Genomic DNA, 15834 nt, shown 5'->3' with positions numbered 1-15834 from the left:
TGGCAAAGAGGTCACACCCGTTCCCATACCGAACACGGAAGTTAAGCTCTTTAGCGCCGATGGTAGTTGGGGGCTTCCCCCTGTGAGAGTAGGACATCGCTAGGCGCAAAAAGTCGCTACTGATACACTCAGTAGTGGCTTTTTTTTTGTTTAAAATTCTAAAAAGTAAAAGGAGGCATTTCATTCAAAGAAAATGCCTCCTTACTATATTTAGACAGTTGCTGCTCGTAGTTCGATACGACGAATTTTCCCAGATGTTGTTTTTGGTAACTCATCGATAAAGACAATACTACGAGGATATTTATAAGGCGCAGTCAGTGCTTTTACATGCTCCTGTAGCTCCTTAATTAATTCTTCTTCATTGTGTTCCTTATAGCCATCTCGTAAGATTACATAGGCTTTGACAATATGCCCTCTAATTTCATCTGGAGCAGCCACAACTGCGCACTCTTGTACAGCATCATGCTTGTTTAAGGCATCTTCTACTTCAAAGGGACCAATAGTGTAACCAGATGAGATAATTATATCGTCGCCTCGACCTTCAAACCAAAAATAACCATCTTCATCACATTTCGCTTGATCACCAGTAATGTACCATTCACCACGGAATGCCGCTTGTGTGCGTTCAGGCTCCCGATAATACTCTTTAAACAACGCTGGCGATGATTTGTGTATGGCAATATCTCCAACCTCGCCAACAGGTGCCTCATTTCCTTCATTGTCGATAATACGTACAATATTACCTGGAGTTGGGACACCCATGGAACCAGGACGTAACTCTGTGTTTTCCAGAGTACCAATGAGTAATGTATTTTCTGTTTGACCATAACCATCGCGGACTTTTAGATCAAAGTGATTCTTAAATGTTTCAATGACTGGTCGATTTAATGGTTCACCAGCAGAGACAGCACTACGCAGAGAGGATAGATTATAGTCTTTTAAATTCTCAAGCTTCGCCATGATACGATATTCAGTTGGAGTGCAGCAGAGAACATTAATTTTTTCATCCTGCAACAGGCGAAGATATGTTTTTGCATCAAACCCACCATGATAAACAAAGGCTGTAGCCCCCAACATAATGGTGGATAGGAAAGGACTCCAAATCCATTTTTGCCAACCTGGAGCAGCAGTAGCCCATACTAAGTCTCCTTCACGTACACAAAGCCACTGTGCAGCCGCTGTTCGAATATGCGCGTAGCCCCAACCATGAGAATGAACGACACCCTTAGGCTTACCTGTTGTTCCAGAAGTATAAGAAAGGAACGCCATGTCATCGCGTTTAGTAGCAACAGCAGTAAATGTATTTGGTTGCGAGCTAGCCAATTCATCTAAAGAAGACCAATCTCCTGTAGCTGTGCCAATGACCATTTTGTTTTTTAAAGTATTGACAGAAGAAGAGATTTTATCTACTTCACTAGTAAATGCTTCATAGGCGATCACAGCACTAGCAGAAGAATGCTCCATACGATATTCTAAATCACTTGCGCGCAACATTTCTGAGCATGAAATAGGAACAATACCCGCTTTTAAACAGCCTAGGAAAACAAAATAGGCCTCTGGTAGGCGAGGAATAATAACTAATACACGATCTCCTTTTTGAAGCCCCTTCTTCGTAAAGGCATTAGCGTATTGATTCATTTTTTGAACAAGCTCTACGTAAGTAACTGTTTGCCTCTCTTGTTGTGTATTTAACCAACGTATAGCTTGGCGTTCACTATCTTGCGAAAATTTTTCTAATTCCTCTGTAATGTTATAAACATCCGGTGCAATTAAATCCTTTATTACCATTTGAACATTCCTCCCCCTGAAATGATAGAAAATTCGTAAAACTATTTTTATTTTAACAATTGCAATAATATACAGCAAGAATATTTAATACACAAAATAGAAATATTAGATTTAATAGAGAACTATTTTGCTTTCTAAGTTATATTTAAGAAGGCCTCGACAAAAAATATAAAATTTTTCACAAATGTGTTGCATTATTTAGAATGCTTGCTATAATAATAAATGTACTTAAGAGGTTGTCTAAGACATACGAATAGTATTGTTCCGAAGTAGCTCAGTTGGTAGTAGCACCTGACTGTTAATCAGGTTGTCGCAGGTTCGAGTCCTGCCTTCGGAGCCATTTTTTTGCTCATTTTTAAGATGGTTTTATACATAAAAAAATTGTAGAAAAGTGTTGCAAGAATGTAGAAATAATGTTATTATAATTATTGTCTTGTTTGAGACGTACATATGGCCCCTTGGTCAAGTGGTTAAGACACCGCCCTTTCACGGCGGTAACACGGGTTCGAATCCCGTAGGGGTCACCATTTAAAATGCATCGTCATGATGTACAGGCTTTAAAAAGAAAATAAACTGTGATATAACACCTGTTTCTATGGAGGATTAGCTCAGCTGGGAGAGCATCTGCCTTACAAGCAGAGGGTCGGCGGTTCGAGCCCGTCATCCTCCACCATTATTATTGTGTTATTTCGGAGGGGTAGCGAAGTGGCTAAACGCGGCGGACTGTAAATCCGCTCCTTAGGGTTCGGCGGTTCGAATCCGTCCCCCTCCACCAGTTTTATAAATGATTGGGGTATAGCCAAGCGGTAAGGCAACGGATTTTGATTCCGTCATGCCTAGGTTCGAATCCTAGTACCCCAGCCATTTTTCTTTTATGAGCCATTAGCTCAGTTGGTAGAGCATCTGACTTTTAATCAGAGGGTCGAAGGTTCGAGTCCTTCATGGCTCACTTTTATAGAATAAAATATATTCAAAAGTGATATAATAAATACAGATAACTAATCTCTTGCTGAAAACAGTAGGAGATTTTTTTATGTTGATTTATAATGAATAAATATGCGTTTTTTTGTTGGGTTGAGCCAATTGGTAAGTAGGCTTTACAATAGTCTTATAACTTTTAGGGGGTATAAAAACATGAATAAACTTAATATTTCTATTATTGGAGTACCAACAGATTACGGACAAACACGTCGAGGCGTAGATATGGGACCAAGTGCTATTCGTTATGCAGGCGTTGTTGAACGTTTAACAAGTATTGGACACGAGGTACAAGATCAAGGGGATATTCGTGTAAGTCAAAAGCAAGCAAATGCAGCAGTAGACGAAAAGTTATTAAATTTAGAGGAAGTTGTCGAAGTTAGTACAGCTTTGGCTAATAGTGTACATGAAGTAGTCGAACAAAAAAAATTCCCACTTGTATTTGGTGGAGACCATAGTATTGCTATTGGTACACTTGCAGGATTAGGAGAACATTATAAAAATCTAGGTGTTATTTGGTATGATGCACATGCAGATTTAAATACACCTGAAACTACACCTTCTGGCAATATACATGGAATGCCTTTAGCAGTTAGTATTGGACTTGGGCATGAACGTTTAGTTCAAATTCGTAATAGTGTGCCGAAAATTAAGCCAGAAAACGTTATTATCATCGGAGCTCGTTCTGTAGATCCTGGTGAGCGTGACTTGATTCGTGAACAAGGAATTAAAGTGTACACAATGCATGAAATTGATCGACTTGGCATGACGCGTGTTATGGAAGATGCACTTGCCTATTTAAAAGAGCGTAATGTTGATGGATTGCACCTATCGCTTGATTTAGATGGACTTGACCCTCTTTATACACCAGGGGTTGGAACACCAGTGCCAGGTGGAATTACGTATCGTGAAAGTCATTTAGCAATGGAAATGCTACAAGAGTCTGGAATGTTAACCTCTGCGGAGTTTGTAGAAGTGAATCCGATATTAGATGAGAAAAATACAACGGCAAATGTAGCTGTTGCTTTAATGGGCTCTTTATTTGGAGAAACGTTAGTTTAAACAAAAATATTCAAAAAATTGCCTGTCGCCACATTGCATAAAAATCTTTTGCTATAATTGAAATAAAACGAAACTTTTCTTATCGATGGGTCGTATAGTATAAGACAGTTGTAAAGGTGGAGAAGTCAACACAATGGATGCGTTAGTAAATAAGAGAATAAAACAAGTGCTTAAAGGCGATCAAAACGCATTTGCCGATATTGTGAGTCTCTATCAGCACAAACTGTACCAAGTATGCTATCGAATGTTAGGTAACAAACAAGAATCTGAAGATATTGCTCAGGAAGCTTTTGTTCGGGCATATATGAATTTGCATACTTTTGATCAGAAAAGAAAGTTTTCGACGTGGCTTTATCGCATTGCGACAAACCTCTGTATAGATCGTATTCGGAAAAAGAAACCGGATTATTATTTAGATGCAGAAGTAGCTGGTACAGAAGGGCTTGATATGTATTCACAAATCGCAGCAGATGACCAGCTACCAGAGGAGCAGTTAGAGCAAATGGAGCTGCAAGATCGCATTCAATACGAAATTGGACGTTTGCCGGATAAATACCGTTCGGTTATAGTATTGAAATATATAGAAGAGTTATCGTTGCAAGAGATTAGCGAGATTTTAGATATGCCACTTGGAACGGTGAAAACGAGAATTCACCGCGGACGTGAGGCATTACGTAAGCAGTTAAACAATCTGTAGGAGGGGGAGCGTCATGAATACTTGTCCAGAGCATATTATTGATTATATGCATGATTATTTAGACGGTGACATTAGTCGTGAGCATGAGCAAGAGTTAAAGCAACACTTGCATACATGTAATGATTGTAAACAGTTGATGCATGAATTGAGTGAAACAATCGCCTTTGTGAAGAGTGCTTCCCATATTACAGCGCCTCCGGATTTTGAAGCAGCAGTAATGGCTCGTTTACCAAAACCGAAAAGTCGAGTAGGTATACAAAAATGGATACGCCGACATCCATTTTTTGTGGCAGCAGCAGTATTTTGTTTATTTATGAGTGCTACCTTGCTAGGAAGCTTTATGGATGACCAGCATTTCTCTGTGACCAAGCAGCCCAATTTAGTTGTAGATGGTCAAACGGTTATCGTACCCGCAGGGGAAGTTGTAAAGGGCGATATTGTGGTGAAAAATGGCGATTTGGTTGTTGAAGGAGAAGTTGATGGTAACGTCACAGTCATAAACGGGCAATACATGGCATCTTCAGCGGTAGTTTCAGGGAGAATTGAAGAAATTGACGAAGTATTTGAATGGTTATGGTATACGATTAAAAACTCTGTAAAAACAGCCATGACATTTGATGAAAAAGAAGAAACTAAATAACACTCTATACGTCCTAAAAAATAGTGCACGTGAGAGGCTGAAAGGTCTACTCTTCTGAGTAGACTTTTTATTTGAAAAAAGTTACATTTGATAAGAATGTGCTATACTTGAATGTGTATGGATTCGTAATGAAAAGTGGGGGATGCCACGTGCAAATTATTGAACATTTCACAGATTTAACGCCTGTGAATATTGTTATTAACTTCATCGATGTACTGCTCGTTTGGTACGTTGTTTATAAGGTCTTAACCCTCATTAAAGGTACGAAGGCTGTCCAATTACTTAAGGGAATTTTCGTCATTATTATTGCACGAATTGCAACAGACCTTTTAGGGTTACAAACGTTAGGCTGGATGCTACAGCAGGTCATTGAATTTGGTTTCTTGGCGATTATTATTATTTTCCAACCTGAAATCAGACGAGGCTTAGAACAAATTGGTAGAGGGAAGCTTTTCCAACGTTCATCTAGTCAAGAAGACGAGGAGCAAACAAGGCTTATAGAGGCTATGAAAAAATCTGTAAGTTATATGGCTAAACGTCGAATAGGTGCGTTAATTTCAATTGAAAAAGAAACAGGTCTTAACGAATATATTGAAACAGGCATAGGTCTAAATGCTGAAATTTCTTCAGAATTGCTCATTAATATCTTTATACCGAATACGCCATTACATGATGGGGCGGTAATTATGCAAAGAGATAAAGTTACAGCAGCAGCTTGCTATTTACCTCTATCTGAAAGTCCATTTATTTCAAAAGAGTTAGGGACACGCCACCGTGCTGCACTTGGCTTAAGTGAAGTGACGGATGCGATAACTATCGTTGTCTCAGAAGAAACAGGAGCCATTAGTATTACGTTGAATGGCAATCTCCATCGTAATCTTTCTCTAGAGGAGTTCGAGACACTATTACGAAAAATGTGGTTCGGATCAGCACAAGAGTCAAATGCAGCCTCTAAGTTAACTTGGAGGGGGAAAAAGAATGGATAAAATGATGGATAGTCCTTGGGTACTAAGAATCATCGCGCTATTTTTAGCATTTTTGCTTTTTTTCTCAGTTCGTACCGAGCTATCGCCAATCAATACAACAACTACCACTGAACAGACTGATATTATTCGTGATGTACCAGTAGATGTTTATTATGATAATGAGAATCTGATTGTAACAGGATTACCTGAAACAGTAGATGTGAAGATAAAAGGACCAATGCCTGTAGTTATAAAAACAAGGGCAACAAAGGATTTCTCAGTATTCGTTGATTTAAGTAATCTATTGATTGGCGAGCATGATGTTAAGCTACAATACGAAAATATTTCTGATAAGTTAAAGGTTACATTAGACCCTGCAACTATTCATGTAAATATTGAGGAAAAGGTCACGAAGGAGTTCCGAGTAGACCCAGAAATGAATACTCGACTAATCGAAGAAGGGTATATTTTAAAGGATATGGTAGCCGATCCACCGACTGTTTACGTGACAGGGGCAAAAAGTGCTATTGAAAGCATCAGCTATGTAAAAGCCACTGTTGCTGGAGAGCCAGGCTTGAAGCAATCATTCTCTCAGGACGCGGCAGTAAAAGTATTAGATAGAGATTTAAATAAGCTTGATGTAACAATTGAACCTGATACCGTTAATGTTCAAGTAGATATTGGGGAGTATAGCCGAGAACTCCCAGTTGTTATTAGAGAAACAGGGCAAGCCTCGGATGATATTACAATCAATTCTTTAACATTTACGCAAAAAATGATTAAAGTATATGGCAGAAAATCGATTATTGATGGTTTAACAGAAATTCCAATTGTAGTAGATTTGTCAAAAATTACTGAATCAAAAACTTATGAGTTTGATGTAAAATTACCAGATGGTGTGACAAAAATATCTGATAAGAAAATAAAAGTGAAGGCAGATATTACAAAAGTAGAGAAAGAAGAAGAGCAGAAAACACCGGCTTCTACAGAGGAAACGCCACCCCCTACTGAGGAAACTGATGTGAAGGATGATAGTACTACGACTGATAAAAATACGCCAACTGAAGAAACGGAAGATATTGATTCTTAAACAATATCTGACTATAATTTTATTTTGATTCTAAATCAAAAATTTAACTGGAGTTTGGTTTGGTGGGTAGATCGCAATATATTCACCAAACAAACTAACTGAGTGGATTACGAAAAATTACCAATGAATGAACAAAAGCAGACTTTTCCAAAAGTAAGCGGACAAGTGTCTATGATGAATGTGACACAGTCTTGCATTGAAGGAGAGAATAAGTAGAATGGGTAAATATTTTGGAACAGATGGCGTCCGTGGCGTCGCCAATAGTGAACTAACACCGGAATTTGCATTTAAACTTGGCCGTATAGGTGGCTATGTTTTAACGAAAGATGCAACTGACCGTCCTAAGGTTTTAATTGGTCGTGACACACGTATTTCAGGCGAGATGCTGGAAGGTGCACTTGTTGCTGGTCTTTTATCAATTGGGGTAGAGGTAATGCGCCTTGGAATTATTTCAACACCAGGTGTTGCATACCTTACTCGTATTATGAGCGCAGATGCAGGCGTCATGATTTCAGCTTCGCATAACCCAGTAGCTGACAACGGCATTAAATTCTTCGGCCCAGATGGTTTTAAGCTAACAGATGCACAAGAAGAGGAAATAGAAGTTTTACTTGATGCTCAAGAGGATACATTACCACGTCCAATTGGGGCAGATTTAGGATCTGTAAGTGACTATTTCGAAGGCGGACAAAAGTACATTCAATACTTAAAACAAACAGTGGATGAAGAATTTGATGGTATCCATGTAGCATTAGACTGTGCACATGGTGCTACCTCATCATTAGCGACGCATCTTTTTGCGGACCTAGAGGCTGACATTTCTACAATGGGTTCTTCTCCAAATGGTTTAAATATTAATGATGGTGTAGGTTCAACTCACCCAGAGGGACTAGCTAAATTTGTATTAGAAAAGGATGCAGATGTGGGTCTAGCGTTTGATGGAGACGGTGACCGTTTAATTGCTGTAGATGAAAACGGTAAAATTGTTGACGGCGATCAAATTATGTTTATTATTGGCAAGTATTTAAATGCAGTTGGTCGTTTAAAGAAGCAAACTATTGTGTCAACCGTTATGAGCAATATGGGCTTCTATAAGGCAGTAGAAGATAACGGTATGCAAAGCATACAAACTGCAGTAGGGGATCGTTATGTCGTAGAGGAAATGCGTGCTAATGATTACAATTTAGGTGGCGAGCAATCAGGGCATATTGTTTTCTTAGATTTTAATACAACGGGCGATGGTCTACTAACAGGTATTCAGCTTGTCAACATTATGAAAGCGACAGGTAAGAAGCTGTCAGAGCTTGCTGCCGAGATGAAAATCTATCCTCAGCGTCTTGTCAATGTTCGTGTAACAGACAAGCATGCGGTGACTGAAAATACGAAAGTGGCCGCTGTGATTGCAGAGGTAGAAGCTGAAATGGCAGGGAATGGTCGTGTTTTAGTACGTCCTTCAGGTACTGAGCCGCTTGTTCGTGTAATGGTGGAAGCTGCTACTGAAACAGCTTGTGAGCGTTTTGTTGAGCGTATTGCAGATGTTGTGCGTGCAGAAATGGGCTTAACAGACTAGTAAATATAAACTTAACTCGATTTCCGTTTTTAGGAGGTCGAGTTTTTCTTGTTTGAAAAAGGATGTTTTAAATAGCAAAGATGGGGAACAGTAAAAAGGAGTCACAATAACAAGGAGTGTTTGATGGATATGGCTAAAATTGCTACAGTTATTACCGATATGTTCGAGGATAGTGAATTTACAAGTCCTAAAGAAGCCTTAGAAGCGGCTGGACATCAGCTAGTAACAATTGATACAGAGGCAGGAAAAGAGGTAAAAGGGAAACATGGGGAAACAGTAAAAATTGATAAAGGCATTGAGGATGTAAAAGCGACTGATTTTGATGCACTGTTTATACCTGGTGGTTTTTCTCCAGATATCTTACGCGCCGATGATCGTGTAGTGGCGTTTGTAAAATCCTTTATGGATGATATGAAACCAACCTTTGCCATTTGTCATGGACCGCAGCTGCTAATTACGGCGAAAACACTAAATGGTCGTGACGCTACAGGTTATAAATCCATTCAAGTAGATTTAGAAAACGCAGGGGCAAAGTTCCACGATGAGGAAGTATTCGTCTGCCAAAAGCAACTCGTGACAAGTAGAACACCAGATGACCTACCTGCCTTTAATAGAGAAATAGTAAATTTATTAGCTAGTAAATAACAAAAAGGCACAAGCAGCTTTTGCTTGTGCCTTTTGTTTCTTTTGTATAATGCGCTGAGCACATTTGTTGTTTGACCAAGATCAATGTGCATTCTGGCGATACCCTTAAAGCCCGTACTCGTAAGTTGCGTGACAACTTCATATCCATAAATTTCGTCACGACTAATGATTTCTAATACGATTCCTGCCTTTAAGCATTTTCTTCAGATTCTCCACCAAATCATCCCCACTAACAAAACAATCCGTACTAAGTAATGCTAAGTAGTGTGTTTTTCAAGGTTTTTCTAGCACTAGCAATTGTTTGTCTACATATTTGTCACGAAAAAGCAAGGGTACTAGGTATTTTTTATAACGAAAGTTTGACGGATAGCATATGATTGAGTATGATGGAGAAGTTGAAGACGAGGTCCGACCTTGTTCTTGAACGAACGCAAAAGGAGGAAAGAGAGCGTAAAATCGGAAAACAATTATAGCGCCTGAGCTGAAGAAATTGGACGAAAAGAATCTTCAGCAGACGAGGTGGAGGTTTATCGAAAATTCGGCGGATACCTCCCGATCGACATACCCGATTGTCATTTTTCATTTTGAAAGCATTTGAGTGATTGAATGTACAGGAAATGGAGAAGGTATCGTAAAGCAATAGATGAATAGAAGAAAACTTCACATATCGAATGCTCCATTCAGATGGCTGAATGAGTTCATTGCATGTACGAAAGTGCTTTATTTTATTTAAAATAAAGTTTGCTTGTCCATTCAAAAAATTCGGTAGATGAGGTCTACTTTGTCATTGCGTTAAATTGACAATATCGGAGGACGAGAATTTATGTGTGGAATTGTAGGATATATTGGTGAATCAGATGCAAAGGAAATTTTATTAAAAGGTTTAGAAAAGCTAGAATATCGTGGTTATGATTCAGCGGGCATTGCAGTCCGTAATGAAGAAGGCGTAACGGTTTTTAAAGAAAAAGGACGTATCGCAGACTTACGAGAAGCGGTAGATGAAGATGTTGCTGCGAAAATTGGTATTGGTCATACACGTTGGGCTACACATGGAGTACCAAATCGTTTAAATGCTCATCCGCATCAAAGTGCATCAGGGCGTTTTACGCTTGTGCATAATGGGGTAATTGAAAACTATCATCTATTACAAAAAACATACTTAAAAGGTATTCCAATGAAATCTGATACAGATACAGAGGTTATCGTGCAATTAGTAGAGTTGTTTGTAAAAGAAGGTTTAAGCACAGCAGATGCTTTCCGTAAAACGTTATCTTTACTACATGGTTCATATGCGCTTGCACTATTAGATGCAGAAGCCGCTGATACAATCTTTGTAGCGAAAAATAAATCTCCACTTTTAGTTGGAATTGGTGAAGACTTCAATGTTGTTGCTTCGGATGCAATGGCTATGCTGCAAGTGACAGACCAATATGTAGAGCTACACGACAAAGAGGTTGTAATTGTACACAAGGCTAGCGTTGAAATTACAAAACTAGATGGTTCTGTAGTGGAACGTGCACCATATACAGCAGAGCTTGATATGAGCGACATTGAAAAGGGAACATATCCTCATTATATGTTAAAAGAAATGGATGAGCAGCCTACAGTCATACGCAAAATTATTCAAGCGTATGAGGGTGATAATGGCGATCTAACAATTGATACCGAAATTTTAGAAGCATTGCGAGCTGCAGATCGTTTATATATTATTGCGGCGGGCACAAGCTATCATGCAGGGCTCATTGGTAAACAATATTTTGAAAAAATGGCTGGTATCCCAGTAGAAGTTCATATTTCTAGTGAATTCGGCTATAATATGCCATTACTTTCAAAAAGACCTTTATTTATCTTTATTACACAATCAGGGGAAACAGCAGACAGCCGTCAGGTTCTAGTAAAAATTAAAGAGCTTGGCTACCCAACATTAACAATTACAAATGTACCTGGCTCAACACTATCACGTGAAGCTGATCACACGTTGTTATTACATGCGGGTCCAGAAATAGCTGTAGCTTCTACAAAAGCATATGTGGCGCAAGTAGCAGTCCTTGCTCTAGCAGCCTATGTAACAGCAAAAGCAAATGGCACTGGCTTAGAATTTGATTTAAAACAAGAGCTTGCGATTGCCGCAAACGGTATCCAAACAATTATTGACTCAAAAGATGTATTAGAAGACATCGCAGAAGACTACTTAAAAATCGCACGTAATGCATTCTTTATTGGTCGTAATATGGACTTCTACGTGAGCCTTGAAGGGGCCTTAAAACTAAAGGAGATCTCTTATATCCAAGCAGAAGGCTTTGCTGGCGGTGAGCTTAAACACGGAACAATTGCTTTAATTGAAGAAGGAACACCAGTGTTTGCACTTGTTACACAAGCATCAGTTGGGCTAAACATCCGTGGTAATGTGAAAGAAGTTGCTGCGCGTGGTGCATATCCATGTATTATCGCGATGGCTGGTATTGATGAGGATGGCGACCGATTAGTCATTCCGCATGTTCACGAATACCTAACGCCACTTGTATCGGTAGTGCCATTACAGTTAATCAGCTACTATGCAGCACTCCACCGTCGTTGTGATGTGGATAAACCACGTAACTTAGCTAAATCGGTGACAGTTGAATAATTGAGTTTTATTTTAGAAGTGTGTGTTGTAGTTTTATAAAAAAGTTTGATTAAAAATCCTTTGCTGAAATATAGGCTTTTTTCTTACGATCAGGTCATTTAGTGGCAGAAGGTTTTTAAATAACTATAATGAAATAACATGCACATGGTTTAAAAGATAATATTGTTCCTCAACAAAATAAAAGAGTAGCACATGCTACTCTTTTTGCAATAAAAATATTCATTTCAAGATTCTTCATAAGCATTTTTCATTTCGTGATATAAATTATTATCTTTAAAATCATCTTTATTAATGTGAAGTTGTACACTAATTTCATACAAAAAATAAAGCCATTCTGTATCATTTTCCTCAACAGCCTTAGCACAAGCATTTTCTATATATATACTATTCACATGACGTTCTAGACCCTTTATATAATCTAAGGCTTTTGATGCTCCTGGCCAATTCAAATCCTTAAATAATTCATATAAATTAGGCAAAGCCACTTTGTTATTTGGATAGCCGATAGATATGACGACATCGACTGCGTTCTCCCAACATTCTTTTGAATATTTTTTAAATATAAGTGGCAATTTTTCATTGGGTATTTGACAAAGAAATGCTTTTGCTTCGTTTTGAATTGCCTCTGGCAAATTCCAATTCAAATTATAGGAATAATAAATCACTAAATTATCTTCCATAAAAATTCATACCTTTCAAAGGAACATTGCTTATTTAACCCTCACAGAAATTCCCTGTAATTTCCTAGTGTATTTATGTGGTTTGCAATTATGGAACAGTATAGCAAGAATATAACAACCTTTATAAAAATCAATTTTAGTATTACAATATAAGACTCCATTTTGATTAAGTTTTTTTCAAAATGGATCTTTTTCTTTATAGAAAAATGCTGGTTTGTGAGATGTTTTTAATCAAACTTTATTTCAAAGCAACAGTGTGTTGAGTTACAATAAAGTTGTATACAGAACACTTAAACAGAATACATGAGTGATGATAACTATAAAATACAAACCTTGGTACAGTGTATTGCTGTATCAGGGTTTTTGTTTATGGTTTTTATTATGGCACACAAAATGCATTTCTTTAGTAAAGAATGCGACTTTCCTTCATCTAAGTAGCCATATGGTTGAATAACATTTTTATATGAAAGTCACGCTCTAGAAATGAAATAAAACTGCGATGAAACACCCCTTTGAAACCAAATAGGAGAGCAACATTTCAAATAATGTTCCTTGATATAATTCTCTATGTAATATAACTTTGTTTGAACAAGGAGATGGAAGCATGAGTAAGTTAACAGGCAAAATCGCTTTAGTTACAGGATCAAGTCGAGGAATTGGCCGCAGTATTGCATTGCGTCTGGCTCAAGAGGGAGCCTTTGTCATCGTTCATTACGGGAAAAGGCGTAATGAGGCAGAAGCAGTTGTTCACCAGATCGAACAAAGCGGAGGAAATGCTTGCGCAATTGGTGCTGACCTTAGTACTCTAGATGGTATTCAAGATTTATTTACTACTTTGGATGATACTATTCGGGGATATATGGGCGGTGTCGGATTCGATATTCTTGTCAACAATGCTGGAATAGGTCAAATTATGAGTTTAGAAGAGACGACGGAAGAATCATTTGAGGAGGTAATGAAGATTAATGTTAAAGCACCACTTTTTGTTACTCAGCAAGCTTTGCCACGTTTAAAAGATGGAGGACGTATTATTAATATTTCTTCTTTTGTGACACGTGCAGCTTCGCCAAGTGTCTTCACATACAGTATGTCCAAAGGTGCTATCGACACGTTTACGCGTCTTCTAGCCAAGCAACTAGGGAGCCGTGATATTACGGTAAACGCCATCCAGCCTGGAATTATTAATACGGAGATGAATGCTGAGACTTTGGAAAAGCTTGATGGGCAAAAATATGCGGCTGGTCTTTCAATCTTCAATAGATGGGGAGAACCCGAGGATGTGGCAGATATTGCCGCCTTTCTTGCTTCCTCAGACAGCCGTTGGGTAACTGGTCAATTACTCGATGCAAGTGGAGGATCTCATCTATAGAACCTGTAAGATAACGAATTTATACGGAACTTCAAATGAAGACACCCGAAAAAGTTAGACACATATTTTTAAGCAGTTACTGAGGAATGAACTCTGTATTGGACAGGGCTCATTCCTTTTAATTTTTCTTTCATTCGTTGGTTAATGTAAATAGTAAATGTACCTCTCCAATTAGAAATGAAATGTTCCATACTTTCAAATTTTTAGTTCAGATGTTAATCGTCCTTCATTATGGAAGTATGTTGAACGATTGGCCCCATTTACAGAGGGAAATCCAGTTCCGGATTACGAGAAACAGAGTGGATTTATCGATGCCTAGCAATCGGGCTCAATTGTTGAACAGCATAGTTAGAAAATGATCCGATTTATTTAATAAAATCGAAACCGAAATATGCAAGAAAAGAATCTATTTTGATCATACCTTCTATTAATATGGATTCTTTTATTTGCCGTAAAATACGGGTTTCTGAGGTACTTTAATTGCATGTCATCAAAAGCAAATGATTAAAATGTGGCAGGAAGTTAAATGTAGGTTATTCCATTAAAGGGCGCGTCTTTTTCAATGCATCACTATTGCTTAGCAATTGCTTTTAAGAAGCAGCTCTAGAAATTATCTAATTTATATAATAAACCACAAATAAAAAAGCAATTGTAAAAGTAAAAGATATATCCAGAGTTAGGTGAAACTAACTTGGAGATAGTTTGATTTTTTATGTAAAAAAAAATTAAATTTCAGATTCCTATCATTTTTCTTAGCTACAATGTAGTCAAATGAAGGGGGTAGTATCCATGAAAAAAAAGAGAATCAGTTTGATATTGGCTTTTTTAGTAACTTGTACATTCACTTTTGGATTAAGTGTTCGAGCTGATGATGACCATGAACACGAGTATAAGAAACATGAGAAGTACGACGATGATGATCGTTACGAATATGACCATGATGATGATGACGATGATGATCGTTACGAATATGATGATGAAGATGAATCCTATAATACGAATGGTGAAGTATACGAAAAAGGTACTTGGAATATTTGGACAAGAGAATTAGTTATGGAGAAAGAGGTTTTGCCTTTCAGCATGTCAAAATTAGTCAATTTGAAAGTAGTAGGTATGAATAAAGAATTAAATTTTTATGTTATCCCAAAAGACGGGGAGTTTTTTGTACCAGGGAAAACAGTGGCACAGCTTTTAGGAGCAAAAGCTACCTTTTACAAAACAAGCAAAATTTTAGATATACAATATCAAGAGAATGAACTAGTTTTTCGCTCAGGTACTAATGTTGTCTATGATAACAATGTTAAAACACCGTTACCTGCATCTTCATTCTATTTAAATGAGGAACTCTATGTACCAATCAGTGTCATTACAAATGGCTTAGGCTATGTGGTCGAATGGCAAGAAGACAATCAAATGTTTTTATGTCAACTTTTAATCAAATAGGAAGGAATGGTGAACAATGAAAGATCCGAAAAAAGCGAAATGGATATTAGGCGCATCAGGGGTGATGTTATCTGCCGTACTATTAACGCAAATAAACACTTCAATACAAGCAAAAACAAACCATTCAAATGATCTTCAAATTACTGCGCAACAAGAAAAAGACATGACGGAGAAAGAGAAAGAGCTTGTCCAACTAGATTGGACAAATTTTGAAGTTCAAGCTGCCAATCAAATTTCAAAAAAGAGTGATCGAAAAACCAAAAGAACATAGTGGAGATGAT

General features: G+C 37.9%; 14 protein-coding genes, 6 tRNA genes and 1 rRNA gene. 18 read left to right on the top strand and 3 right to left on the bottom strand.

Going from position 1 to position 15834, the window contains the following annotated elements; genetic code table 11:
- Positions 1 to 105: ribosomal RNA gene (rrf, locus tag ACOZBY_RS16015) — 5S ribosomal RNA — on the top strand; the annotation flags it as partial.
- Positions 106 to 210: 105 nt separating this feature from the next.
- On the opposite strand, the gene mbcS is transcribed toward rrf, so the two are convergent.
- Complete coding sequence (gene mbcS, locus ACOZBY_RS16010) at positions 211 to 1788, bottom strand: acyl-CoA synthetase MbcS (protein ID WP_012296038.1); 1578 nt, start codon at positions 1786 to 1788, stop codon at positions 211 to 213.
- Positions 1789 to 2051: 263 nt separating this feature from the next.
- Between mbcS and ACOZBY_RS16005 the strand changes: the two genes are divergently transcribed.
- The 14 genes from ACOZBY_RS16005 to glmS all read left to right on the top strand — a co-directional run bounded on the left by ACOZBY_RS16005 (position 2052) and on the right by glmS (position 12061).
- Positions 2052 to 2128, top strand: a tRNA-Asn gene (locus tag ACOZBY_RS16005).
- 112 nt (positions 2129 to 2240) lie between these two features.
- A tRNA-Glu gene (locus tag ACOZBY_RS16000) sits at positions 2241 to 2315 on the top strand.
- Positions 2316 to 2385: 70 nt separating this feature from the next.
- Positions 2386 to 2461, top strand: a tRNA-Val gene (locus ACOZBY_RS15995).
- A gap of 18 nt (positions 2462 to 2479) precedes the next feature.
- Positions 2480 to 2563: transfer RNA gene (locus ACOZBY_RS15990), tRNA-Tyr, on the top strand.
- Positions 2564 to 2577: 14 nt separating this feature from the next.
- Positions 2578 to 2652 (top strand) — tRNA-Gln (locus ACOZBY_RS15985).
- 12 nt (positions 2653 to 2664) lie between these two features.
- A tRNA-Lys gene (locus tag ACOZBY_RS15980) sits at positions 2665 to 2737 on the top strand.
- 185 nt (positions 2738 to 2922) lie between these two features.
- On the top strand, positions 2923 to 3828 hold the full coding sequence (rocF, locus tag ACOZBY_RS15975) for an arginase (protein WP_012296037.1): 906 nt from the start codon (positions 2923 to 2925) through the stop codon (positions 3826 to 3828).
- A 133-nt stretch (positions 3829 to 3961) separates the two neighbouring features.
- Complete coding sequence (gene sigW / locus ACOZBY_RS15970) at positions 3962 to 4525, top strand: RNA polymerase sigma factor SigW (RefSeq protein WP_004225410.1); 564 nt, start codon at positions 3962 to 3964, stop codon at positions 4523 to 4525.
- Positions 4526 to 4538: 13 nt separating this feature from the next.
- A complete protein-coding gene (locus ACOZBY_RS15965; RefSeq protein WP_012296036.1) occupies positions 4539 to 5165 on the top strand; it encodes an anti-sigma factor family protein in 627 nt (208 codons plus the stop codon).
- A gap of 149 nt (positions 5166 to 5314) precedes the next feature.
- Positions 5315 to 6151 carry a diadenylate cyclase CdaA gene (gene cdaA / locus ACOZBY_RS15960; protein ID WP_012296035.1) on the top strand — a complete coding sequence of 279 codons (837 nt, stop codon included), beginning with the start codon at positions 5315 to 5317 and terminating at the stop codon, positions 6149 to 6151.
- Positions 6144 to 7220 (top strand): CdaR family protein, encoded by a 1077-nt coding sequence (locus ACOZBY_RS15955; RefSeq protein WP_012296034.1) that lies wholly within the window; start codon positions 6144 to 6146, stop codon positions 7218 to 7220. The genes cdaA and ACOZBY_RS15955 overlap by 8 nt, the downstream gene beginning before the upstream one ends.
- 217 nt (positions 7221 to 7437) lie before the next feature.
- Positions 7438 to 8790, top strand: coding sequence for a phosphoglucosamine mutase (glmM, locus tag ACOZBY_RS15950; RefSeq protein WP_031416705.1), 1353 nt, complete (start codon positions 7438 to 7440; stop codon positions 8788 to 8790).
- A 129-nt stretch (positions 8791 to 8919) separates the two neighbouring features.
- Complete coding sequence (locus tag ACOZBY_RS15945; protein ID WP_197150636.1) at positions 8920 to 9435, top strand: type 1 glutamine amidotransferase domain-containing protein; 516 nt, start codon at positions 8920 to 8922, stop codon at positions 9433 to 9435.
- A gap of 823 nt (positions 9436 to 10258) precedes the next feature.
- Entirely contained in the window at positions 10259 to 12061 is a 1803-nt protein-coding gene (glmS, locus tag ACOZBY_RS15940; protein WP_012296030.1) for a glutamine--fructose-6-phosphate transaminase (isomerizing), read from the top strand.
- A 224-nt stretch (positions 12062 to 12285) separates the two neighbouring features.
- Here glmS and ACOZBY_RS15935 read toward each other — a convergent pair whose 3' ends face one another.
- Positions 12286 to 12741, bottom strand: a complete 456-nt coding sequence (locus tag ACOZBY_RS15935; RefSeq protein WP_325882024.1) for a hypothetical protein — start codon at positions 12739 to 12741, stop codon at positions 12286 to 12288.
- 604 nt (positions 12742 to 13345) lie between these two features.
- Here ACOZBY_RS15935 and ACOZBY_RS15930 point away from each other — a divergent pair.
- Positions 13346 to 14110, top strand: coding sequence for an SDR family oxidoreductase (locus ACOZBY_RS15930; protein WP_036164738.1), 765 nt, complete (start codon positions 13346 to 13348; stop codon positions 14108 to 14110).
- Between the two features lie 68 nt (positions 14111 to 14178).
- Here ACOZBY_RS15930 and ACOZBY_RS15925 read toward each other — a convergent pair whose 3' ends face one another.
- Positions 14179 to 14301: an IS3 family transposase gene (locus ACOZBY_RS15925; protein WP_416277808.1), complete on the bottom strand. Its 123-nt coding sequence runs from the start codon at positions 14299 to 14301 to the stop codon at positions 14179 to 14181.
- Positions 14302 to 14899: 598 nt separating this feature from the next.
- Here ACOZBY_RS15925 and ACOZBY_RS15920 point away from each other — a divergent pair.
- Both ACOZBY_RS15920 and ACOZBY_RS15915 read left to right on the top strand, forming a co-directional pair.
- Entirely contained in the window at positions 14900 to 15553 is a 654-nt protein-coding gene (locus ACOZBY_RS15920) for a copper amine oxidase N-terminal domain-containing protein (RefSeq protein WP_080717382.1), read from the top strand.
- A 16-nt stretch (positions 15554 to 15569) separates the two neighbouring features.
- Entirely contained in the window at positions 15570 to 15824 is a 255-nt protein-coding gene (locus tag ACOZBY_RS15915) for a hypothetical protein (protein ID WP_012296022.1), read from the top strand.
- The last annotated feature ends 10 nt before the right edge of the window (positions 15825 to 15834 follow it).

It is taken from the genome of Lysinibacillus sp. NPDC056220 (assembly GCF_049315265.1).
Taxonomy (GTDB): domain Bacteria; phylum Bacillota; class Bacilli; order Bacillales_A; family Planococcaceae; genus Lysinibacillus; species Lysinibacillus pinottii.
The sequence above is the reverse complement of the archived record's forward strand: the minus strand, read 5'-3'. Positions and strand labels throughout refer to the sequence as shown.